The sequence below is a fragment of the Brevibacillus fluminis genome, from assembly GCF_052072235.1.
GTDB classification, from domain to species: Bacteria; Bacillota; Bacilli; order Brevibacillales; family Brevibacillaceae; genus Brevibacillus_D; species Brevibacillus_D fluminis_A.
This window is the reverse complement of record NZ_CM125436.1, coordinates 3,006,867-3,029,982: the sequence shown is the minus strand read 5'-3', so window position 1 is coordinate 3,029,982 and position 23,116 is coordinate 3,006,867. Positions and strand designations below refer to the sequence as shown.

Here is a 23,116-nt window from a genome sequence, read left to right as displayed (position 1 = left end):
TGGCGTTTGCTGTGCGCTTTTTTCACAGATTGGCACGTTTCCTTACAACGCTGTAAGCTTGCTGAAAGCTAAATCGATAGAACCGACGCACCCAAATCCCGTAAAGTGAAGGTATCGGTAGGGGGTGTCAGCAATGAATGAAACCGGAATGATCCTCGAAAGACCCTTGCTTCACGAGAACACGTTTGACCAGAAACAATCACCATCACCATACATGCAGGCGACGGATCGGCGCACTATGGTAAGGCTGCGCTGGCGCATTTTGCTCCTCATCCTCATGTGTTTGCCGTTTATGGCCTATATCGGATTGGTCGGGACGGGGTACTTGCTCGCCGATCAGCAACAGCTGGTACAGCTGGAAGCATCGATTCAAAACGGCTGGATCAAGGGGGAAAAAGGACTGCCGGATCGCCCGGCCGTTCGCATTCAGGAAATGCCGCCTTATGTCTATCAAGCGATCATCGCGATCGAAGACCACCGTTTTTATCAGCATGCAGGCGTCGATCCGCGCGGTCTGGCGCGAGCGGTATACGTTGATTTGCTGGAGGGACAAAAAGCGCAGGGCGGAAGCACGATCACGATGCAGCTCGCGCGGAACCTGTTTTTGACCCAGGACAAAACGTTTTTGCGCAAAGGCAAAGAAATGGCGCTCGCGCTTTATCTGGATCAGGCTTATACCAAGCAGCAATTGCTGGAGATGTACATGAATCAGGTCTATTACGGCCACGGGAAATATGGAATCGAATCCGCAGCGAACCTTTATTTTGGCAAAACCGTCAAAGAAGGGGTGCCTGGAAAAGTCACGATTACGAAAAGCGAGGCAGCGATGCTCGCCGGGTTGCTCAAATCGCCGGAAACGTACTCGCCGCTAAAGAATGAAGCAAAGGCGAAAGCGCGCGGGCAGATCGTGCAAAAACGGATGGAGAGCCTCGGATATCGCGACTCGTCTGCCACCGGGCAGGCAAGCGAACGCGTGCTGCAGCCGGCGCAGTAATCCGTTGATGAAAAACAGGTTGACAGTAATGTATCGGTGTAACTATAATAGTTACATCGGAAACGAAAGTGTGTTGAAAAGCTCAACCTTTCGTGAATGAATTACCGAAGCAAGTCGAAAGAAATGGCGGTAATTCTTTTTTTGATCCTGTTGTAACTATTGCGGTTACATCTTGGGCTTGTTGGAAAAAAATCCATTCAACAACAAATAGGAGGAAACAAAGATGAAAATCGGAGTAATCGGAGCGACAGGCAAAGCAGGGAAACAGATCGTAAAGGAAGCGGTGGAGCGCGGGCATGACGTCACCGCGATCGTGCGCGATCGCGCGAAGCTGGATGCGACAAATGTAGCGGTGCTCGAAAAAGACGTTTTTGCGCTGACAACGGCTGATTTGCAGGCTTTTGATGTCGTGGTCAATGCGTTCGGTGCGGCGCCTGGCAATGAACATTTGCACGTGGAAGCGGGGCGTGTGCTGATTGAAGCGTTGAAAGGAACGAACACCCGCCTGATCGTAGTCGGCGGCGCAGGCAGCTTGTTTGTCGACGAAGCGAAAACGCTTCGTGTCATGGAAACGCCTGATTTCCCGGCGATCTACCTGGCGACAGCGCAGAGCCAAGGGAAAAACCTGCAAGATTTGCAGGCTGCGCAGTCGCTGAACTGGACGTTTATCAGCCCTTCCGCATTTTTTGATCCGGAAGGCAAACGCACCGGTTCCTACCGCAAAGGCAACGATCATCTGCTGGTCAATACAAAAGGCAACAGCTATGTGAGCTATGCGGATTATGCGATCGCACTGGTGGACGAGATCGAACATCCACAACACCGCAATGAACGCTTTACGGTTGTCGGTGAAGCTGAATAAACGGATCGGAGAAACGAACAGCCGATGAGAGTAAGAAAAACTCTCACCGGCTTTTTTATTCGCTTTCGCTTATGTGGTCGCCAGCAAACGCTTTTTGGAAATCGACGACAGGCAGATCGAGAGCAGGAGTGCCGCGATCAGGAAACATGCGATCATCCCGACGACACCGCTCCAGCCATAGCTGCTCCAGAACGTTCCGCCGAATGTCCCGCCGACGCTGGAACCGACGTAGTAGAAAAACAGGTAAAGGGATGAGGCTTGCGCTTTGTCATGCGTGGCGATCCGGCCGATCCAGCTGCTCGCGATGGAATGCCCGCCGAAAAACCCGAATGTAAACAGTGCGATGCCGACCACTTTCACCAGCAGGCTGGCGACGAGCGTGAGGCAGGCGCCGACGAAGATGATCAATAAAGCGATCCACAGCACTTTGCGGCGCCCATATCGGTCAGCCAGCCGGCCCATCCAGGTGGAGCTGAACGTTCCGACAATATAGACGATGAAAATCCATCCGACCAATGTTTGGCTGAGCGAGTAGGGCGGTTCTGTCAGCTGATAGCCGATGTAGTTAAACAGCGTGACGAAGCTGCCCATCAGCAGGAAGCCGATGCCATACAGGCACAGAAGACGCGTGTCTTTGCAGTGGCTCGCGAGCGATTGGAGCATCGTGGTGAGTTCCAGCTTTCTTGGGTGAAAGTTTTCGGATTTGGGCAACATCCGCCAAAACAGCAGGCTGGCGATGATGCTGACGACGCCGATGCCAACCATCGCGACATGCCAGTTGAAAAAGTCGGTCAACATGCCGGTGATGATGCGCCCGCCCATCCCCCCGATGGAGTTCCCGCTGATATAAAGCCCCATCGCGACGCCGAGGCTTGTCGGGTTGACTTCTTCGCCGAGATAGGCCATGGCGATGGCAGGCAAACCGGCAAGCACGACGCCCTGCAGGATGCGGAAGAGGAGCAGCATGTGAAAATTGGTTGAAAATGCGGTGAAAACGACCAGAATGGAAGCAGCGAACAGGGCGATGGTCATCACGGATTTTCGCCCCCATGCCTCGGAAAGCGAACCGACCAGCAGCATGCTGATGGCAAGCGCGATTGTTGTCACGGAGAGCGAAAGGCTTGCGACGGTCGGCGAGATGTGAAATTCTTTGGAGAACTCCGGCATCAGCGGCTGCGTGCTGTACAGGATGGCGAATGTATTCAGGCCGCCCGCGAACAGGGCCAGATTGGCTTTGCGGAAGCCGGATGTTCCTTGCTCCAGATAACTCATGATGGGTAAAACCTCTTTTCTTGCGTCGTGTCGTTATATGTCCTTCCCGGTGACAAAAGCGAGAAACCGCTTGGCGACGGGCGGCAGGTAGCGATCTTCCTTCCACGCGATCCCGATGGTGCGGCTGCAATGCGGCGAGGTCACGCGCAAAGGCTTGACTTGCATCGTTTCCAGCACCTTGACGCCCGGGAGAAGGGAGACGCCGAGCTTGGTGGCGACAAGACCTGCGACGGTCGAAATGTCCTCGCCTTCAAAAGTGATATGCGGCGAAACCCCGGCTTCCTTGAACAGCTTGTCGGTAATGTTGCGCAGCCCGTACCCGCGCTTTAAGGCGATAAACGGTTCGTTCGCGATCGCTTTCAGCTCCACCTCATCGAACGCGGCGAGCGGATGATGGTTCGAGACAATGATGTACAAATCTTCCGTGAGGAGCGGCTCCCAGCGAATGCCGTCCTCGGGCTGCATCGTGGCGAACAGCGCAATATCGATGCGGCCGGTTCGGATTTGGTCAAGCAGCACGTCAGAGGACGCCTGTGACAGCTGAAACGTCACTTGTGGATGATGCGCCTGAAACGAACTGATCAGCTCAGGGACGAACTCAATGCCCAATGAGTGCAGGAAGGCGAGTGAGACGTTGCCGCGATCCGGATCGATCGCATCGAGAATCTCTTGCTTGCCGATTTCAATCTCCTGGATCGCGCGTTCCACTCTTTGCAGGAACCGTTGTCCATACTGATTGAGCACAATCGTCCGTCCCTGCCGTTCAAACAGCAACACGCCAAGCTCTTCCTCCAGCCGGGAAATGGAACGGCTTAACGCAGGCTGGGAGATGGAGAGCAGCTCTGCGGCTCGTGTAAAATGCTGGGTTCGCGCAACCGTCTGGAAATACTGGATTTGGTGCCACTCCATCGTTATCCCTCATTTTTGCCACCCGTGTGGTTGATCTGTTTTCATTATAGTTTCCATGAAGGATAACTTCCAATGCGAGTTTTGCATCGTTTTCATGCTTCGCGGTAATGAATCTGCGAAAAAAACACAAAAAGACTGCCGAGTCGTGCTCGACAGTCTGTGCGAACGCCTTATTTTTCCACTTTTACGGTCCAACCCATCGTGTCAGGCAACGTGCCGCGCTGGATGCCAGTGACGGTGTCGTACAGGCGCTGGGACAGCTCGCCGATTTTGCCGTCGTTGATGACGATGTGTTTGTCATCCCAGTTCAATTCACCGATTGGCGAGATGACTGCTGCCGTACCGGTACCGAACGCTTCTTCAAGCGTTCCGTTGGCATGCGCTTCGAACAGCTCCTCGATGGAGACTCTGCGCTCGACCACCGGCACGTTCCACGATTTCAGGAGCGCGATGATGGAGTTGCGGGTCACGCCGTCCAAAATGCTGCCGTTCAGCTCAGGTGTAAGCACTTCGCCGTTCACCTTGAAGAACACGTTCATGCTGCCCACTTCTTCGATGTACTTTTTCTCGATCCCGTCGAGCCACAGTACCTGGGAGTAGCCGCTCTCTTGCGCTTCCACTTGCGCGCGCAAGCTTGCTGCGTAGTTCCCGGCTGTTTTGGCCGAACCCATACCGCCGCGAACGGCGCGAACGTAGTGGCTCTCCACATTGATTTTGACCGGTTGGATGCCTTCTGCGTAGTACGCGCCAACCGGGGAGAGGATGATCATGAACATATAGTTATGGGAGGCGTGCACGCCCAAGAATGGTTCAGTCGCGATAATGAACGGACGGATATAAAGGGAAGTGCCTTCTTCGACCGGAATCCAGTCGGCGTCGACGCGGACCAGTTCCTTGATCGCTTCGATCATGAATTCCTCATCGATCGCCGGAATGCTCAGGCGGTCGTTGGATTTGTTCAGGCGCTCCATGTTTTTGTCCGGACGGAACAAAAGAATTTCATTGTCAGCCGTTTTGTACGCTTTCAGCCCTTCGAATACGGCTTGTCCATAATGGAACACCATCGAGGATGGCTCCAGCGCGATTGGGGCATAAGGGACGATGCGCGCGTCATGCCAGCCTTTTCCGTCCGTATAATCCATGATGAACATATGGTCGGTAAAATGCTTGCCAAAGCCCAATTTGCTCTGGTCTGGTTTCTGTTTTGGATGCTGGTTCTGCTCGAATGCGATTTTACCCATTTTGGAAGACTCCCATCGTTTTTAATTTCTGTAGGTACTCTCATGATAATTATTTACTAAATTTAATTTATTGTAAATATCTTTGGCTAACAACCGCTCGGCAATTCGCCAAATCAGTCCATTTGGGGGGCGGGAGAAGGAGCTTTACCTGTCAGTCCATGGGACGTATAATGAAATTGAGCGAGTGTTCGATCAATTCAAAACAAATGTGCGATTCCGGTGAGAGAAAGGATGACGAAAGATGAGAGAAGCGGTCATCGTGGAAGCGGTACGGACCCCGGTTGGAAAACGAAATGGAGCATTGAGCGGCATTCGCGCAGATGATTTGGCTGCGACGGTGCTGCGTGAGATTGTGCAGCGTGCAGGCATTTCCGCTGCGATTATCGAGGATGTGATCATGGGCTGCGTCACCCAGATCGGTGAGCAGTCGGTGGACATCGGCCGTGTGGCTGCCTTGATCGCAGGCTATCCGATCCATGTCCCGGGCACGACGATCGACCGTCAATGCGGTTCCAGTCAGCAGGCGGTTCATTTCGCCGCACAAGCCATCGCGAGCGGTGACATGGATGTGGTGGTAGCCGCAGGGATCGAAAGCATGTCCCGCGTGCCGATGCTCTCAAGCCGCCAGGACGCAGCGTACAGCGAGCAGCTGACCTCGCGCTATGAAATGATCCATCAGGGTCTCTCGGCAGAACGGATTGCACAAAAGTGGGGACTAAGCCGCCAGCAGATGGAAGAATTCGCCCTGCAAAGCCATCAAAAGGCGGCAGCAGCCCAGCAGCAGGGCCGTTTCGAACGTGAGATCATGCCGCTTTCCGTCACGCTGGCGGATGGGACGAGCAAAACGGTAGCGGCGGACGAAGGACCTCGAGCAGACACCTCGCTTGAAAAACTCGCGACGCTCAAGCCGTCCTTTAGCGAAAACGGCAGCATTCATGCCGGGGTGGCCAGCCAGATCAGCGACGGAGCGGCAGCCGTCTTGCTCATGTCGCGGGAGAAAGCAGAGGAGCTGGGCCTAAAACCGCGTTTCCGTGTCATCACGCGCGTCGTGGTGGGCTCAGATCCGACGCTGATGCTGACCGGACCGATTCCCGCGACAGAAAAGGCGTTGAAAAAAGCGGGGCTTGGCATCGGCGATATCGATGTGTTCGAGGTGAATGAAGCGTTCGCCTGCGTGCCGATGGCGTGGCTGAAAGAAACCGGCGCCGATCCGGCCAAGCTGAATCCAAATGGCGGCGCGATCGCCCTCGGACACCCGCTCGGTGCAAGCGGCGCACGACTGATGACCACGATGATGCACGAGTTGGAGCGGACAGGCGGACGCTACGGCTTGCAGACGATGTGCGAGGGACACGGCATGGCGAATGCGACGATCATCGAACGATTGGGATAAGTAGAACGATAAAGAAGGCAGCTGCAGCGATGCGGCTGCCTTTTTCCATCGTGTAAGAATTTATAAGTGCATGCGCTTATAAATTCTGGAGCGGAAGAAAAACTTCCACAGATTGAAGGATCTGCTTCTTGAAAGGACTTCTGAAAGATGTTTTTCTTACGCCTGTTTGCGTCCGAGCAGGTGACGACGATCATGCGAACGACATGACAGTTGTCATCTCCATCTGATGATGTTCATGACTGAGCAGGGAGGCGATTTTTTTGTAAGCTACATTCATACCAGAAAAACCGAACGAAATGGAAGGTGTCGAACATGAATCACGTCATTGAACTCGACCGTGTCTGCAAGCATTTCGGCGAGAAAAAATCAGTCGATGGGATCTCGCTGCAAATCGAGGCGGGCAGCGTAGTCGCCCTATTGGGACCGAACGGAGCAGGAAAAACAACGACCGTCAGCTTGCTGCTCGGCTTACTGAAACCAACTTCCGGGACAATTCGCCTGCTCGGCGGTTCCCCAAAAGAGGCGAACGTGCGCGAACGCGTGGGTGCCATGCTGCAGGAAGGAAGCGTAATCGATGATTTGAAAGTCGAGGAGACGATCCGCCTGTTCCGCAGCTATTACCAAAATCCGCTGTCGACGGAAGAGCTTTTGGCGATTTCCTCTTTGCAAAAAGAACGGAACCAATTTGCCACCGCATTATCCGGCGGTCAACGCAGACGGCTCAGCTTCGCCTTGGCGATGGCAGGCAACCCGGACGTCATTTTCCTGGATGAGCCGACGGTCGGCATGGATCTATCGTCCCGGCAACTTTTTTGGGAGACGATTCGCTCGTTTGCCGGCAGCGGCCGGACGATCATTGTGACCACACACTATCTGGAGGAAGCAGAGGGCATCGCGGATCGGGTCGTCATCATGAATCAAGGCCGAGTTTTGGCGGACGGTACGATCGAACAAATCCGGGAATCCACCGGCAACCAGCATGTCTCGTTTCTGGCAGGACCGAGCGTTACGCTCAAAAGCTTGTACGACATTATCGGCGTCACGGATGTGCAGCGCGAAGGCAATCGGGTCAAAGTGTTTGGTCCTGACACGGACCGAATCTTGTTCGCCGTCGTGCAGCGAGGACTCGACATTCGCGATATTTCCGTCCATAAAGGCGGTCTGGTTGAAGCATACCAATCGCTGGTTGGCTAATGGAAACGCACTTATTTGAAAGGGGAATCTGTTCATGAAGATGTTTGTCTCGCAATGCAAAATGGAGCTGCTGCGACTCGTTCGCAACAAACGGTTTTATGTGATGAGCCTCGGCTTTCCGATCTTGTTTTACATGATCTTTTCCAGTACGGTTGGCGAAAACGCCGAGGTTGGCGGTACGGTCTGGAAAGCGTACTACCTGATCTCGATGACCGCATTCGGTTTGATCAACACAAGCATCAACTCGCTCGCCGTCAAAATGTCTCAAGAGCGTGCTCAAGGGCTTGTCCGGCTGCTCCGGATTACGCCGCTGCCGCCTCGGGCTTATATCGGAGCCAAAATTCTGGCGCTTTCGATCGTGAACCTTGGGGTGATCGTCGCGATGTTTGCCACCGGCTTTTTTGTCAAAGGCGTATCGCTGGCACCCATGCAATGGATCGGCTGCGGCATCTGGCTATGGGCTGGCTCGCTTCTATTCCTTGCGCTCGGTTCTTTGATCGGTTCATCGCGGAAAGCTGAAATCGCCCAAATTCTCGGTACGGTACTGCAATTGGGGCTTTCGCTCACCGGTGGGCTGTGGATGCCGGTTCAAAGCATGCCGGATGTGATGCGTGAGCTTGCATTATGGACACCAACCTTTCATTTCGCCAGCGGTGCATGGGAGCTTTTGGCAGGCCACGCGCCAGGCTGGGGGAATGCGCTGATACTTGCTGCATACTTGCTCGTGTTTGTGATAGGATCTAGCTATGTACATCAAAAACAGGAAGCGGTATAAATGAAAGTTGGCGGTTCGTTTCAAGTATTTCCCGAGAAGATGGGGAAATTTGCATGGGTTTTGCTTTTAAATTTGTTGATCCCGTTTCTCTATTTGCTGCCGCTCCCGTTCGGCGAGGCTTGGCCTGGTTACCTGCTGTTTTTCGTCACTGCTTGCGCCTGGCAGCAAAGCACATGGCGCGAGGAGCAAAGCGGGCTCGCATACCTCGCTTGGGTGCAAATCATCGCGATTGCCTGTTTGGGTTACCGATACAGCCCGAGCTACCTGTATTTGGGCTTTTACGCGGCGATGGCGATAGGAAGGCTCAGCTCGATCCGCATGATCACTATTTCGACGACGCTCATGATGGTGTTGTTTTCCGGCACGCTGTACGTGAATTATGCCCAGCAAGCGGCAATGGGGACGCTGCAATTCGTTCCGCTGTTGATCATTTTGACCATGCTGCCTTATTCGATGCGGGCCAACCGCAAATCCAAAGAGCTGAAAAAACAGCTGGAATCGGCCAACGAAGAGATTTCGCGCCTGATCAAAAACGAGGAGCGCCAGCGGATCGCCCGAGACTTGCACGATACGCTGGGCCATACACTTTCGCTGATTACGTTAAAAAGCGAGCTGGTGGAGCGGCTGGTGACCAAACATCCGGAGCGGGCCATCGCGGAGGCCCGGGACATCCAGCAAACAGCGCGCACGGCGCTTCATCAGGTGCGGGAGCTGATCAGTGACATGCAGACCATTCGTTTTGCAGATGAGGTGGACCATGCGGGCAAGCTGTTGGACGCTGCGGGCATCACCTACACCGTGAAAGAAGAAGGCGGATTAGGCGAACTGCCGTCCCTGATTCAAACGGTGCTTGGCATGTGTTTGCGGGAATGCGTCACGAATGTCGTCAAGCATAGCAGGGCGACCCGCTGTGATGTGCGTCTGGAATTGGCGGAGGGTGCCTATCGATTGGTTGTGAGCGATAACGGCAAAGGGATCATGAGCGGCACCATGATGGGAAATGGGCTCCCGGGAATGCGCGATCGGCTGGCCCTGTTGGATGGAAAGCTGGCATTCGCCGATGCGCAAGGCAAAGGCAGCGTCATCACCATCACGATCCCGCGGATCAAGAAAGAGAGAATGGCGGAGGGCCAATCATGAAAGTCGTACTGGCGGAAGATCAAGGAATGCTGCGCGGTGCTTTGTCTACCTTGCTTGCCTTGGAAGATGACATCGAGATCGTGGGGGAAGCGGAGAACGGCGAGCAGGCGATGCAGCTCATCCGGCAAAAACAGCCTGACTTGTGTGTGCTCGATATTGAGATGCCGCTGAAAAGTGGTTTGGATGTAGCGGAAGCGATCAAAGCGGAGGGGATTCCGTGCCGGACGGTCATCGTAACCACCTTTGCCCGAGCAGGCTATTTCCAGCGGGCGATGAAAGCCGGCGTGCAAGGCTATTTGCTCAAAGATTCGCCGGTCTCGGACCTGGCCCGGGCGCTGCGCCAAATCTTTGCTGGCGGGCGCGTCATTCATCCGGAATTGGCATTTTCCCTGTGGGAAGAGAGCAATCCGCTAACCGAGCGGGAGCAGGAAATCTTGCGCCTGCTGGCCAAGGGCGAAAGTGTTGCGGAGATAGCAAGCCTGCTGTTTTTGTCCCAAGGAACGGTCCGCAACTACATCTCGGAGATCATGCAAAAGCTGGAGGCGAAAAACAGGATCGATGCCGTTGCGATCGCCGAAAGCAAAGGATGGATAAAATAACGGCCGTCTTATGCAGTTACTCTAGCAGAAAACGCAAATTTCCAGTAAAATAAAAACACGCGGCATGCCGAAACATTCGTTTGCAAATGACGGAGGAAATGAAGATGAGTGAAAACCAGAACGAAACCAAAGATACCGCAGCCCAGCCGGGGAAAATCAGCTTGCAAGAAGCGATGAAACGCAAGCTGGCACAGAAGAAACAAGAGCAAGCAAACGGAAAACAAGCAGGAAACCTGAAGGCTTCGAATCAAGTCATGAAAAGCCAACAAACGAAAAAGCCGAATAACCAGCGCAGACGTACAGGCGGTTCGTAGAAACAGCAAACGGAATCGTACGTGGAAAAAAGCCTTTTCCCCGGAAGCGGTGCATGCTCAATTTGAGGATGCCGCATGATGGGGAGCAGGCTTTTTTATCGTAAAAAAATTTTTACATGCTCGCGCTTATAATTTCTGGAGAACATCGGCAGCGTACATGTTCTGCCAGACGTCGGGTGATACTTACCCATAGGAGGGATTACATACGATGACCAGCCCATACGTGCACAATGAGATACCTGAAACGGAACTGGAAGGCAATGCGGCGCTTGAGCTTGCGATCGAACAGGCTGAGCAGGAGAACTGCGCGCAACATCACAAGCCGGATACCACCATACTGACCGCGAGTTCTTCTCCTACCGCCCCTTATTTTGACGCGCAAAAGGGTGAACCCGGAAGCGGCAACCATGGCGAGGGAAATGGCGGGTTTCTCGAGCGGGCATTATCGCGGCGAATGGAAAACGGGATGGACCACCGATAAGCAGTGAGGATCGATTGAAAAAAGCTCCGGCAAACGTGCACGGAGCCTGTTTTTGTTGGTTAGACGAGCGCGCCTTCTCGCTCTTGCGGTGCGGCTTCCTGTTTCCATTCGGCAGGCACCTGCTTTGTGATGGCGACGCGTGTGATACGGTGCGCATCCATTTCCGTGATGGTGAACAGATGGTCCTCAAAGGCGATCGATTTGCCGACGGCGATCCCTTCATTCAGCTGGCTGTAAACCCAGCCGCCGATCGTATCGACATCCTCCGATTCAAGCTCGAACGGCAAATGGTCATCGAGATCATCCAGGAGCACTTTGCCTGCAACGGACAAGCCTTTCTCGGTCTTTTCGATTTCAGGGCGGACATTGAGATCGAATTCGTCCTGAATATCGCCAACGATCTCTTCCAAAATGTCTTCCATCGTCACCATACCCGCGGTTCCGCCGTATTCGTCGATCACGATGGCGATTTGGGAACGGTGTTTTTGCAGCTTCCGCAATACCTGGCTTATTTCCATCGACTCCGGCACCGTCAAAACAGGGCGGAGCAAGTTTTCGATCAGAACTTCCTTTTTGCTTAAGGCTGCAAGGTAAAAGTCTGACGCATGGACGAATCCGACGATGTTGTCTTTGTCTTCCGCAGCAACCGGAAAGCGGGAGTGGCGGCAAGACTTGATGGTATCCAGGTTCTCCTTAAACGAATCGGTAGCAAACAAGCAAATCATATCGATGCGGGGGATCATGATCTCCCGCGCTACAGTTTCGGAAAATTCGAACACATTATCCACGAGCGTTTTTTCAGTCTGGTCGATATGTCCGCTTTCATGGCTCTGGTTGACGAGGAGGCGAATTTCTTCCTCGGTATGCGCAGCTTCGTGTTCAGACACGGGCTCCAAGCCAATCAGCTTGAGCAGACGGTTTGCGGTCCCGTTCAAAAACCAGATCGCCGGATAAAACAGCTTGTAGAAGGCGATCAACGGCATGGCGACCCACAAAGACGTCCCTTCCGCTTTTTGAATTGCGAGTGATTTCGGTGCAAGCTCACCCAAGACGATGTGCAAGAACGTGATCACCGCGAAAGCGACACCAAACGAAATGGTGGAAATAATGTAATCAGGCAAGTGGAAGTTGCCCAACAACGGCTCGACGATCATATGGGCGATGGCCGGTTCCCCGACCCAACCTAAACCAAGTGATGCGAGCGTAATGCCAACCTGGCAAGCGGAAAGGTAACCATCGAGCTTCTGCGTGACCTTTTGCGCATAGACGGCGCGGGAGTTCCCTTCGTTGACAAGTTGGGCCAAACGGGTGTGCCTCACTTTTACAAGCGCGAACTCAGCAGCTACGAAAAAACCGTTGAGAATCACGAGAAAAGCGACAAGCAGCAGATTGAGAAATATCGGTATACTGTCCAAAGTAGACGATCGATCCTTTCACATGCATTTTTTTTACAAAGTTGATCTTTCATCAGTATAACAAGTTTCCGAAAATGGCTCAAAGCTGCATTCGGCTGTTTTTCGGCAATAGAACCCCATTTTTGCTCCTCAGAAAAAGTGAACCATTCCGTTCGTAGCGTGAGGAGGCAGCAAACGCTCTCAGACCGTTTTTCTCGTCATGGTCCGTCTTCACCCGGGCGGCTGCTGCCATTTTTGGCGGAAGGCGAGCGGAGTCAGCTCAACGCGCTGCTTGAACAGGTTGATGAAATGGCTGACGTTATCGACGCCCACTTTGGCAGCGATGGCCGCAACCGACAGATCCGTGAAGGTCAACAGCTCCTTGGCATACGTAATTCGCTTGTGAATCACGTACTCGTTTGGCGTTGTTCCGATATATTTGCGAAAAGCGCGGACGAGGTGAAATTTGCTGATCGCATGGCGGGCTGCCAGGTCGTCGAGCGAAAGGCGCTCGTGGAACCGTTTGTCCATGTCGTGCACGATGGCAGTCAGGTAAGCGGGCATCGATGTGCCGTAAGCGCCATGTTCATTCGACGCGAGCAACAGCTCGGTGATCAAGTCGGTCAGCAGCTTGGAGCTGACCAGCTCGGTGCGCAATGTCGCATGGCGGTGGACATCGATCAGCTGGCGAATGATCCCGGGAACCGCCGATCGCGGATCGAGCGCGACAACCGGAGAACCTTGCTTGCGAAATTGCTCATAATAGCCCCGGCTCGCATTCCCCGAAAAATGCACCCAGGCAAACTCCCACAGGTGACGGCGATCTGTCGCATAATGCTGGTATTCCATGCAGTCGATGAAAAAAGCTTGATTGGGCTGCAGCGTGTACGTCTTGTTGCCGTACTTCAAATAGCCCACACCTGAGATGGTGAAGACGATCAGATAGGATGGCAGATGGGTGCGCTCGGTGAAATAGGACGGACGCGTCCGGAAATGGCCGACCTCCTGCACATAAAAAAACGTCGATTTGGCCGTGACGCTTGGCGTCGCGATCAGCCGGATGGAATCGTCCGACCAATCGTGAGAGGCTTTCTCCCGATAGGACGACATGGTGTCACCTCTTTTGCAAGATACTGTTATGAATGAACAAGATGGTGGGATGTAAGTACGATTGTAAACGAATACAATGGATTCATAAAGTTTTGATTTTGTTGAAGAGGTGAGGGAGCATGATCGATTTGAGTCCGATCAAGCCGGCGAAACGAGCGCGGATTGGTCTTTACACCATCGGATTGCAAGCGTATTGGAGCCAGTTCCCGGGGCTGCGCGAACGCCTGCTTGCGTACGGCAATTTTTTGCGCGAACAGATGGCTGTGCATGGGGATGTCTTTTTTTACGGCCTGGTTGATACGGAGGCGGAAGGGAGGAAGGCGGGCGAATGGTTCAACGAACGCCATGTCGATCTGGTTTTTTGCCATTCCGGCACGTATGCGACGAGTTCCACCGTGTTGCCTGTACATCAGTTGTGCAAGGCGCCGGTCGTGGTGCTGAACCTTCAGCCGACCGCGCGGATCAACTATGACCAAACGACGACTGGCGAATGGCTTGCCCATTGCGGCGCCTGTCCGGTGCCGGAGATCGCGAACGTGTTCAACCGCGCGCACATTCCGTTTCGCGTCGTGAACGGGCTTTTGGGCATGGAGGAGACACCGGCGTTCTCCTTGACGAATGAGAACACGAAGCACCGGCCGGAAGCGATCCGCGCCTGGAAAACGATCGCGGAATGGATTCGCGCCGCTTCCGTACCGCGAACGTTGAAGCACAGCCGTTTTGGGTTCCTCGGCAACACGTACAGCGGGATGCTGGATATGTACAGCGATTTCACGATGATCCAGGCGCAGACCGGCCTGCATGTAGAGGTGCTGGAGATGTGCGATTTGGAATTGTTCGTCAAAGAAGTGACCGAGGCGGACATTCGTCAAAAGCGTGAAGAGATTCATGCGCTGTTTGCAATCAGCGGCGACTCGCCCTCCGATCCGATCGCCAAAAAACCGACCGAAGAACAGATGGAATGGTCTTGCCGAGTGGCAGCCGCCCAGGAAAAGCTGGTCAGAGCCTACGATCTCGATGCGCTCGCGTACTACTACCACGGCGCGTCCGGCAATGCGTACGAAAAACTGCAGGGCGGGTTCATCGTCGGCCATTCGCTGCTCACCTCACGGGGGATTCCATGCTCCGGCGAAGGTGATTTGAAAACAGCGGTTGCGATGAAGATTTGCGACATTTTGGGTACCGGCGGAAGCTTTTCGGAAATTGTCGTCGTTGACTATGAAGACGGGACGATTTTGCTTGGGCACGACGGGCCGTTTCATCAGGCGATTGCGGACGGCAAGCCGATTTTGCGCGGGATGGGGCTGTATCACGGCAAACAGGGGACAGGTGTCTCGGTGGAAGCCAAAGTTCGCACCGGTCCCATTACGACGCTGAATGTGACCCAGACGGGCGACGGCCAGCTCAAGCTGATCATCAGCGAAGGCGAGTCAACCACAGGCCCGATCATGAAAATCGGAAATACGCAAACACCGGTCAAATTCCGCCAGCATCCGGATGACTATTTGGCGCAATGGTTTCACGAAGCGCCGACACACCATTGCGCCATGGCGGTCGGTCATCAAGCGTCACTGTTCCAGAAGGTTGGCGACCTGATGCACGTGCGTCATGTCATCCTGTAAACCGTGCAACCGCAGCTTCAGCCAAAAAGCTTGGCGTAGCCGGGTTTTCCAAGTAAAATAAAGGGAGCGAAACGAGATTCGTTTTTGTTTGAGCGAACTATCGGAAATATGAAAAGAGGATGACCATGCTTGTTGCAGAACGCCATGAAAAAATCATTCGGCTGGTAAATGAACGGGGCAGTATTCGCGTATCGGAGCTGAGCGAAATCTGTCAAGTGACAGAGGAAACGATCCGGCGCGATCTGGACCGGTTAGAACAAGCCGGACGCCTGATGCGAAGCCACGGGGGAGCGGTCAGCGTCATGGATCAGCAGCCGGAGATCCCGTACCTGGAACGGGAAATTACGGCGATCGAGGAAAAGAAGCGCATCGCCCAACGCGCGATTGCCCATATCGAGCCAAATGACCGCATCATTCTGGATGCGAGCACGACCGCCTGGTACATGGCTTCCATCTTGCCTGACATTCCGCTGACCGTGTTGACCAATTCGATCAAGGTGGCGATGGAGCTTGCCACGAAAGAGCGTGTGGAAGTCATCTCCACCGGCGGCGTGCTGGCACCGCGTTCGCTCTCTTTCGTCGGGCAGCGGGCCGAGCGCACGCTGGATCATTACCATGTCGACAAAGTGTTTTTCTCCTGCAAAGGAATTCACCTGGAACGCGGAATCAGCGAATCCAATGAAATGCAGGCGCTGGTCAAGAAAAAAATGATCAGCATTTCCGATAGCGTGTACCTGCTGGCCGACGCGAGCAAATTTGGCACGCAAGCCTTTACCTTTTTCGCCAATCTGGATCAGGTGGATGAAATCATCACGGACGATCGGCTGGAGCCAGGGTATTTGCAAAAGTTGGAGGAACGGTCAATCAAGGTCACGATCGCAGAGTAAAGCGACTCAAAAAGCCATCCGAAGGGGTGGCTTTTGCTTTGGCTGACGGCGGATTACCCATCCATTTTTTAACTGATATAGGATGCAATTTGAAGTCGAATTATTTTTATAATTTGATTTGGGAAAAAACTAGCATACGATAGGTGGTGTGAAAGTCATGACAACAAGAAGGAGCTGGAGACACGATGAAAAAGATTTTCATGACAGGAGCAATCGCATTATCCGTCCTGTCGCTTTCTGTAACCGCCCATGCTGCTGGCCAAAGCGACTATGCTCTGGCGAAGGCCATCAATACCCAAACCGACGCGCAGCTGCATGCTGAGCAAAACCCAGAGATGGAATACATCAAAATCACGCGTTCCAACCGGTTGTACGAGGAGATTTGGCACGACCGCACCAATCTGTTCGGGCGCACCGATACGTATCAGATCGACGGCAAAATCGGGCAAAGCCACTATCTGCTCGGCGGCGGAAAACGTCAGGTGACAATCAAATACCCGAGCATCAATGTCGTCCGGACATTCGGGAAAGTCGAAAATTTCGATCCGAAAGTCGCGCAGGTAAACCAAAATGCGCTGAAACAATCGTACATCGAGCAGCTTGCGGCGGAATTTACGTGGAAAGACACGGGTGAGATCTTTGTCTTGCCGGACGGGAAGAAATCCCGCAAAAAAACAGCGAGCAAGACGATTGCCAACGGGGTTGTCACCAGCACGCTGTACGTCGATCCCGCCACCAATTTCCCGCTTCAGCAAGAAGTGACGTGGGATACCGTTGCACCAGGTCAAGGGGGACATCGCATTACGCACGAGACGAGAGAGTTTGCGCGTCTGCAAGGTGTCTATTACAGCCTGTTCATGCTGCCGACGAACATTACGTTGAAGGAATAGTCGAAAAAAGCCGCGTTTTCATCCGAACTGCCGGAGGAAACGCGGCTTTTTTTACATAATCGCAATGCAGAAGAAATGCGATCGGAGAATTTTTACTATAATAGCCTTAGGCCATTGAAAACAACAAAGGCAAGAACAAGCAGGGCATGTTCGAAACGATGAAATGGGAGGTTTTGAAAAATGTATCGTACGATCGAAGAATTTGTAAACATGTGGAACCATGAAGCAAATTCCACAAGGAAAGTCCTGGAAGCGCTGACCGATGTCTCGTTGCATCAAGAAGTCGCTCAAGGTCACCGGACACTGGGGGAACTGGCTTGGCATATCGTTACTTCTTTGCATGAACTGATGTCAAAGACCGGACTGACATTTGATGCAGCGGGGCAAGGGAGTCCGGTTCCTTCTTCGGCAAAGGAAATCGCAAATAGCTTTCTTCAGTCAAGCGGAGCGATGATCGCCGCATTAAAAGAGCAATGGACAGATGACTCATTACGAGAAGTAAAGCCGATACATGGGGAACAATGGCCAAACGGGCTTACGCTCTTTATTTTGCATTGTCACCTCATTCACCATCGTGGCCAAATGACCGTTCTCATGCGGCAAGCGGGTCTAAAGGTTCCTGGGGTGTACGGACCTTCACTGGAGGAATGGCAAGGAATGGCATGATCATCCATACGAACGAAGCAAATGAGGGAGAGCATTGAAAGAAGCGGATATGTACGAGCCGGTGAAAAAATGGCTCGAGGAACGAGGATTCACCGTATACCCGGAGGTGGAGTGCAATCGGGCGGGAGGACGTGCGGACATCGTGGCAAAAAGCGGCGCGGTGGTGGGCGTCGTGGAGATGAAGCAATCGCTTACGCTCGATCTGATTGACCAGGCGCTGCGCTGGCGCGGCTATGCCAATTACATATGGATCGCGATTCCGCATAAACCGAAAGCATACAAAAAATTCGTCAGCATGGTGCTGGCTGATTACGGCATCGGCGTGCTTACCTTTAGTAAATATGGAACGATCTGGGCTGATAAACATGCACGGTTCATGCGCAGAACGCTGCCTCATTTGAAGGAGGCGCTGACGCACCATCATTTGGCGGCCGATGTGAAAGGGGGCCAGCGGGGCGGGGGCTATGTCACGCCGTACCGGATCACGATGAACAATGTCCAGCTGTTCCTCAAGCGAAAAGGCGGCTGGTGCCGTATCAGCGAAATTCTCGATTATTGCGAGACACATTATGCCGCGCCGCGCGCGTCTCTCGCCAAAGCGCTGCAAACCTTCGAGCGCAGCTGGTGCGAGATGAAAAAAGAGGCGGGGAAGCTGCACTTTCGCTACCGCAGTCAGGCACCGGACACGAATGATCCAGCCCAAAACCCGATCCGCCTAAGCGACAGGCAGCTGCGCGTCTTGCTCGCTTTGAGCGCGGGTCAGTGGCAGACACCGACACAGATTGCCAGACAGCTGCCCGGTGTGACGCGCGATTGGGCGGATCGATCAGGTTCGTTGTTCGTCAGTCCGATCTTGAAGGCGTTGATCAAGAAAGGCTTGCTTGAAAAAAATCCGGCTGGCCGCGGGCAGTATCGGGTGACGCCAGCGGGGGAGGCGGTGCGCAAGGAATTCGATGGCGAATAAACGGACGCGCGGCCGTACCAGGCGTGTTATTCGGAGGTGCGCCCGACCAGCATTTTCACCCATTCATAGCCTTCCTGGATAAACGCCGCGCTTGCCTGGTTATGCGGGGTGTGCTCGAAAACGAACGTCACCTGTGGCGATTGGGCCAGCTGCCGGATCAGGCCGCCGGTCTGATAATGGATGCCGTCATTTTCGTGGGAAGGATGGACGGGGATCCACCAATATTTTCCCTCTTTCGTATGCTCGACATTGTGCAAATGGACGACTTTGATCTGGTTGTGCCACTTGTCCACACAGCGGCTGACCGAATCGCTGTCCGCCAGCAAAAAATCGCCAATGTCCATGCAAAGCCCGATGTCAGCCCACAGGGAGAGCGGCGAATCGTGAAAAAATCGAATCGCGGCAGAGGATTTGTCAAATCCGAGCTTCGGTTCGCAAATGATGGACAGCCCGCTCGCCTGCTGGATGCGGCGCAAACGATCCAGCCCTTGCTCCAGCAGCTCGAATCCACGTGCGGGCACCCCCCGTTTGAAATAGGGGAAATGGACGAGAAGGTAAGACGCTCCCAACTCCCGCAGCATGCGGCACTCATGTTCCACCTGCTTCCAGGCGTGTGCAGAATCCATAAAGACGGATTCAAGCAAGTCGTATTTGCTCCCCGTGCGCAGCAGAGGGGAGTGAATGCCGAACGTGATCGTTTGATTGCGGCACATGTGAAGAAATGTCGTAAACGACGGTTCATCCGGGAATTCCCCGATCTCGATATGGTCAATCCCTTCCCAAAACAATGCCGAAAAGTGTGCCGGGTCGGATAGGATGGTACTGCCGGAAACACCGAGCCGATGGCGCAAGAAGATCGCTCCTTTCGCAAGACACTTTGAACAAAGACGATAATTCTTTGACAGTGAAGCAAAATCCTCTGCACCGGAAGGGGGTTTTTTTATTTTTTAATACCTTGCATTACGAGGTATTTTCATTTAACATATCGATGTGGAGGGAGAGGAAAACATGAACAAAGAAATTTTGAAAGGGAGCATCGATTTGCTGCTGCTCTCCTTGATCTCACAGCGTGAGCATTACGGCTATGAGCTGGCCAAACAGATTCGTGAAAAAAGCGCTGACGTGTATGAAATCGGTGAGGGGACGCTGTATCCGGCGCTGAAACGGTTGGAAACGGGGAAGGCGATCGAGTCGTACTGGGGCGAATCTGCCGAGGGTGCACGACGCAAATATTATCGGATTACCGACGATGGCAAGAAGCTTTTACAGGAGAAGATGGACGATTGGCGCGCATTGAATCGACTGGTAACCATTTGCTATGAGGGAGGGGAGTGATCGATGCTGATCGAGCAGTACGTCGAATCAATCGTCCGCAAGCTTCCGTGCTCGAACAAAGAGAAGGCGAATCTGAAGGATGAGCTGTATGATCATCTGCTGTCGCTTCAACACGAGTTCATTGAGGAAGGGGCAGATGCACAGATGGCTGCCATGCTGGCGATCCAGCGTTTTGGCGATAGCGAGCGAATTGCTGCCGACATCGCCGCCTCCCTTCCGCTGGTCGACCCGTACCGCCGCCGCTGGTTTCTTGCGGCATTCATCGGCTATGTGGCTGGTGTGGTGTACTTGCTGTTTTTCAGCGAGGGGCGTTGGCACCGTCATGCGATGATTACAGCGTGGAAGCAGAAAATGCTTGCTTACGGGCTGCCGGAATACACGAAGCTGAACCAAAATACGGTACCGCTGCGCACGATTATAGGGTATGTGACCCATCATCAAGATTATGCGGCAGCCACGATCTTGTACAACACGGCGGGCAATGTGCTGCTGTTTATGCCGTTTGGGTTCCTGCTGCCTTTGCTGTTTACCCGGCTTGCGTCGATTCACCGCGTCTTTTTTGCATCGCTTGCGGCCAGTCTTGCGCTGGAATGGGGGCAGCTTTTGTTTTCCATGGGCAGCTTTGATGTGGACGATATGCTGCTCAATACGATCGGCGCACTGGGGGGATTTGGCTTATACACGGTGTGGCAGCGCTGGCGCAAGCGTCAGGCCGTGTCCAAACAACATACGACAATCGAGGGATCCTCATGAATCAGAAAAAAACGTTCCTGCCCCTTTTGCTGGCGGCGAGTTTGGTGGCAGGCTGCAGCGAACCTGTCACAGGCACGGTCACGAAGCAGCCTTCCGCTTCCGCATCAGACGCAGCGCCACGTGAGCAGGCCGCGTTTACGTTCGATGTCCAACCGGAAACGTTCGACTTGCAGATTGAAACGGGCGGGGCACGGGAGCGTGTTTCCCAGCCGCTGCCCAAGCAAGTCGTCGCAGATTTTCACAAGACCGCCACATCGGCGTCGTGGACCTATCCGGAGCAGAAGGTGAAGGTTGAGATTGCGAAGCAAGCGGGCGGACTCCATGTCCAAATGACGTCGACGGGCGCTGCGTCATTCACGTGGCCGATCGTACAAGGGGATAGCTACATACTGCCGCTCGGCGAGGGCAAATACATTCCGGCACGCGATGCCAATTGGCTGACGTTTTTGCAAGACCAACGCATGACCTTTAGCGAATCGTTCTCCATGCGTTTTTTTGCCGCAGCCAAGCCAACGATGACGATTCTCTATATTGCGGACGACATCTTTAACGACGAGGTCGCATTTCAGGCGAAAGAAGCGATCGGGTTTTCTTTCACGCATGAGTTCTCCCGCATCAATCCGAAAAAAACCTATGGCTTTACGCTTTACCCGACGGAAAACGACCCGACGAAAATCGCCAAGCTGTACAAGGCGGATGTCGTCCGGCGAGGAGAATTCGTCACGCTGAAGGAAAAGGCGAAAACCAACCCAAACATGGAAAAGCTGTATGGCGCGCCGCACATCTACTTGTGGGACAAAACGTTCATCTCCGACACGAACATCCGGTGGCCCAAGCTCGCCAAAAAGCTAGGCGGGCCATTCGGGGATTGGCTTGTTCAACTGGCGCTGCAAGAAACCGAGGACGGCAAAGAAGCAGCCGACGTGATCAAGGCCGTGAAAAAGCAAGATTACGTTGATCAGTACCAGCGCCGGATCATCGTCAGGTTGCTAAACGACGTGCTCCAGCTGCAGACTTTTTACAAGGCGGATGTGTTCCCGAACCTGGATGCAGCAACCAAGGCACTGATGCAGAAAGGCGCTGCGCTGCGCTCGGAGTCCGAGTTGTATCAAGCGAACAAGCAGGTGCTGAAAAGTGCGCTGCAAGATGCTGCCGATGACGTGTCCCTCTGGGGAGCGGACAAAACGGTGAAGCTATTGCAAGAGATGCGGGATGCGGGGATCGCGCGCGCTTGGATCGGCTTGCCGGATTGGACGGAAGGGTTTATCAATCCCGGGCTGGTCAAACAGGCGAATGAGCAAGGGTATTTGATCGGGCCATACGATTCGTACCACTCCATCCATGAGACCGAAAACAAAGAGTGGCAAACCGCGTATTTTCCGGAAAAAGGTCTGTATGACAGCGCGACCATTACGAATCAAAACGGCAAAAAAATCGGCGGCTTCCTCCAGCAGGGACGCAAATTGAATCCGACGCTATCGCTTCCGAGCGTGCAAAATCGCGTCACAAGTATACTGGCGAGCGGTGACGCCTACAATTCGTGGTTTGTCGATTGCGATGCAACCGGGGAGCTTTATGATGACTATACACCGGGGCATGAGACGACACAAGAACAGGACATGAAAGCCCGGTTGCAGCGAATGGCCTATATCGCCAACGACAAGCATTTGGTGATCGGCTCTGAAGGCGGGAATGATTATGCGAGCGGAACGATTGCCTTTGCGCACGGTCTGGAAACACCGGTAATCGCATGGGGAGACCCGGATATGCGGGAAAACAGGCAAAGTCCGTATTACACCGGTGCCTACTGGTCGCCGGACGGAGGAGTGCCGGCCCGATTCGGCAAGCAAGTTCCGATCAAGACGCTGTATGAGCATGTCTATCTCGATCCGGCCTACAATGTTCCGCTGTTCAAGCTGGTGTACAATGACGCTGTGATCACGACCCATCATTGGGAATGGGGCAGCTTCAAAATTAAAGGACAGACGGAACAGCGGATGCTCGCAGAGCTGTTGTACGACGTGCCGCCGCTCTATCATTTGGACAAAGCGACCTGGGATAGAGACAAAGATCGGATCGTCCGGCAGCTGAAAGTCTTCTCCCCATTCCATGAGAAAGCCGTCACGCGGGAAATGACCGGTTTTCACGTGCTGTCGAAAGACCGCCTCGTACAAATGACCGAGTTCGGAAACGATTTGCGTGTGATTGCCAATTTCTCTTCCCATGATTTCACCTATAACCGCAAAGTGATCAAGGCGAACGCGGCCTTGCTTGCGGACGGAACGAGCGAAATGACGTATCGCGGGCACGGGGAATAAAAA

General features: G+C 53.6%; 23 protein-coding genes. 17 read left to right on the top strand and 6 right to left on the bottom strand.

The genetic code is table 11. From position 1 onward, the window contains the following. The first annotated feature begins 133 nt into the window (after positions 1–133). On the top strand, positions 134–994 hold the full coding sequence (locus ACTID9_RS15045; RefSeq protein WP_441065164.1) for a transglycosylase domain-containing protein: 861 nt from the start codon (positions 134–136) through the stop codon (positions 992–994). A 223-nt stretch (positions 995–1,217) separates the two neighbouring features. Further along, positions 1,218–1,856 (top strand): NAD(P)-dependent oxidoreductase, encoded by a 639-nt coding sequence (locus tag ACTID9_RS15040; RefSeq protein ID WP_441065162.1) that lies wholly within the window; start codon positions 1,218–1,220, stop codon positions 1,854–1,856. A 69-nt stretch (positions 1,857–1,925) separates the two neighbouring features. Here ACTID9_RS15040 and ACTID9_RS15035 read toward each other — a convergent pair whose 3' ends face one another. The 3 genes from ACTID9_RS15035 to ACTID9_RS15025 form a co-directional block, all read right to left on the bottom strand. Further along, the gene (locus tag ACTID9_RS15035; RefSeq protein ID WP_441065160.1) at positions 1,926–3,128 is read right to left on the bottom strand and encodes an MFS transporter; all 1,203 of its coding nucleotides are present in this window, start codon (positions 3,126–3,128) and stop codon (positions 1,926–1,928) included. A gap of 33 nt (positions 3,129–3,161) precedes the next feature. Further along, the gene (locus tag ACTID9_RS15030) at positions 3,162–4,037 is read right to left on the bottom strand and encodes a LysR family transcriptional regulator (RefSeq protein WP_441065158.1); all 876 of its coding nucleotides are present in this window, start codon (positions 4,035–4,037) and stop codon (positions 3,162–3,164) included. A 170-nt stretch (positions 4,038–4,207) separates the two neighbouring features. Beyond that, positions 4,208–5,278, bottom strand: coding sequence for a branched-chain amino acid aminotransferase (locus ACTID9_RS15025; protein ID WP_441065156.1), 1,071 nt, complete (start codon positions 5,276–5,278; stop codon positions 4,208–4,210). Between the two features lie 241 nt (positions 5,279–5,519). Here ACTID9_RS15025 and ACTID9_RS15020 point away from each other — a divergent pair, with 241 nt between their 5' ends. From ACTID9_RS15020 to ACTID9_RS14990, 7 genes are all read left to right on the top strand, one after another. Then, positions 5,520–6,671: a thiolase family protein gene (locus tag ACTID9_RS15020; protein ID WP_441065155.1), complete on the top strand. Its 1,152-nt coding sequence runs from the start codon at positions 5,520–5,522 to the stop codon at positions 6,669–6,671. Between the two features lie 312 nt (positions 6,672–6,983). Further along, positions 6,984–7,865 carry an ABC transporter ATP-binding protein gene (locus ACTID9_RS15015; RefSeq protein ID WP_441065154.1) on the top strand — a complete coding sequence of 294 codons (882 nt, stop codon included), beginning with the start codon at positions 6,984–6,986 and terminating at the stop codon, positions 7,863–7,865. A 34-nt stretch (positions 7,866–7,899) separates the two neighbouring features. Continuing rightward, positions 7,900–8,640 (top strand): ABC transporter permease, encoded by a 741-nt coding sequence (locus tag ACTID9_RS15010; protein ID WP_441065152.1) that lies wholly within the window; start codon positions 7,900–7,902, stop codon positions 8,638–8,640. Continuing rightward, positions 8,641–9,780 carry a sensor histidine kinase gene (locus ACTID9_RS15005; protein ID WP_441065151.1) on the top strand — a complete coding sequence of 380 codons (1,140 nt, stop codon included), beginning with the start codon at positions 8,641–8,643 and terminating at the stop codon, positions 9,778–9,780. Continuing rightward, complete coding sequence (locus tag ACTID9_RS15000; protein WP_441072606.1) at positions 9,774–10,379, top strand: response regulator transcription factor; 606 nt, start codon at positions 9,774–9,776, stop codon at positions 10,377–10,379. The genes ACTID9_RS15005 and ACTID9_RS15000 overlap by 7 nt, the downstream gene beginning before the upstream one ends. Positions 10,380–10,483: 104 nt before the next feature. Then, on the top strand, positions 10,484–10,693 hold the full coding sequence (locus tag ACTID9_RS14995) for a hypothetical protein (protein ID WP_441065150.1): 210 nt from the start codon (positions 10,484–10,486) through the stop codon (positions 10,691–10,693). A gap of 208 nt (positions 10,694–10,901) precedes the next feature. Beyond that, the gene (locus tag ACTID9_RS14990) at positions 10,902–11,174 is read left to right on the top strand and encodes a hypothetical protein (protein WP_441065148.1); all 273 of its coding nucleotides are present in this window, start codon (positions 10,902–10,904) and stop codon (positions 11,172–11,174) included. A gap of 59 nt (positions 11,175–11,233) precedes the next feature. On the opposite strand, the gene ACTID9_RS14985 is transcribed toward ACTID9_RS14990, so the two are convergent. Both ACTID9_RS14985 and ACTID9_RS14980 read right to left on the bottom strand, forming a co-directional pair. Next, entirely contained in the window at positions 11,234–12,589 is a 1,356-nt protein-coding gene (locus ACTID9_RS14985) for a hemolysin family protein (protein WP_441065146.1), read from the bottom strand. 210 nt (positions 12,590–12,799) lie between these two features. After that, complete coding sequence (locus ACTID9_RS14980) at positions 12,800–13,678, bottom strand: helix-turn-helix domain-containing protein (protein ID WP_441065144.1); 879 nt, start codon at positions 13,676–13,678, stop codon at positions 12,800–12,802. A 119-nt stretch (positions 13,679–13,797) separates the two neighbouring features. Between ACTID9_RS14980 and ACTID9_RS14975 the strand changes: the two genes are divergently transcribed. The 5 genes from ACTID9_RS14975 (at position 13,798) to ACTID9_RS14955 (ending at position 18,707) form a co-directional block, all read left to right on the top strand. Further along, positions 13,798–15,300 (top strand): hypothetical protein, encoded by a 1,503-nt coding sequence (locus tag ACTID9_RS14975; RefSeq protein WP_441065142.1) that lies wholly within the window; start codon positions 13,798–13,800, stop codon positions 15,298–15,300. A gap of 125 nt (positions 15,301–15,425) precedes the next feature. Next, the gene (locus ACTID9_RS14970) at positions 15,426–16,187 is read left to right on the top strand and encodes a DeoR/GlpR family DNA-binding transcription regulator (protein ID WP_441065140.1); all 762 of its coding nucleotides are present in this window, start codon (positions 15,426–15,428) and stop codon (positions 16,185–16,187) included. Positions 16,188–16,372: 185 nt separating this feature from the next. Further along, positions 16,373–17,077, top strand: coding sequence for a hypothetical protein (locus ACTID9_RS14965; protein ID WP_441065138.1), 705 nt, complete (start codon positions 16,373–16,375; stop codon positions 17,075–17,077). A gap of 180 nt (positions 17,078–17,257) precedes the next feature. Next, positions 17,258–17,743: a DinB family protein gene (locus ACTID9_RS14960; protein ID WP_441065136.1), complete on the top strand. Its 486-nt coding sequence runs from the start codon at positions 17,258–17,260 to the stop codon at positions 17,741–17,743. Between the two features lie 34 nt (positions 17,744–17,777). Next, the gene (locus ACTID9_RS14955; RefSeq protein ID WP_441065134.1) at positions 17,778–18,707 is read left to right on the top strand and encodes a hypothetical protein; all 930 of its coding nucleotides are present in this window, start codon (positions 17,778–17,780) and stop codon (positions 18,705–18,707) included. Between the two features lie 26 nt (positions 18,708–18,733). Here ACTID9_RS14955 and ACTID9_RS14950 read toward each other — a convergent pair whose 3' ends face one another. After that, positions 18,734–19,558 (bottom strand): sugar phosphate isomerase/epimerase family protein, encoded by an 825-nt coding sequence (locus ACTID9_RS14950; RefSeq protein WP_441065132.1) that lies wholly within the window; start codon positions 19,556–19,558, stop codon positions 18,734–18,736. Positions 19,559–19,715: 157 nt separating this feature from the next. Here ACTID9_RS14950 and ACTID9_RS14945 point away from each other — a divergent pair, with 157 nt between their 5' ends. The 3 genes from ACTID9_RS14945 to ACTID9_RS14935 are packed head-to-tail and all read left to right on the top strand — an operon-like array spanning position 19,716 to position 23,113. Next, positions 19,716–20,042 carry a PadR family transcriptional regulator gene (locus ACTID9_RS14945; RefSeq protein WP_441065130.1) on the top strand — a complete coding sequence of 109 codons (327 nt, stop codon included), beginning with the start codon at positions 19,716–19,718 and terminating at the stop codon, positions 20,040–20,042. Positions 20,043–20,045: 3 nt separating this feature from the next. Continuing rightward, positions 20,046–20,795, top strand: a complete 750-nt coding sequence (locus tag ACTID9_RS14940; RefSeq protein ID WP_441065128.1) for a VanZ family protein — start codon at positions 20,046–20,048, stop codon at positions 20,793–20,795. Further along, positions 20,792–23,113 carry a glycoside hydrolase gene (locus ACTID9_RS14935; RefSeq protein ID WP_441065126.1) on the top strand — a complete coding sequence of 774 codons (2,322 nt, stop codon included), beginning with the start codon at positions 20,792–20,794 and terminating at the stop codon, positions 23,111–23,113. The genes ACTID9_RS14940 and ACTID9_RS14935 overlap by 4 nt, the downstream gene beginning before the upstream one ends. Positions 23,114–23,116: the final 3 nt, after the last annotated feature.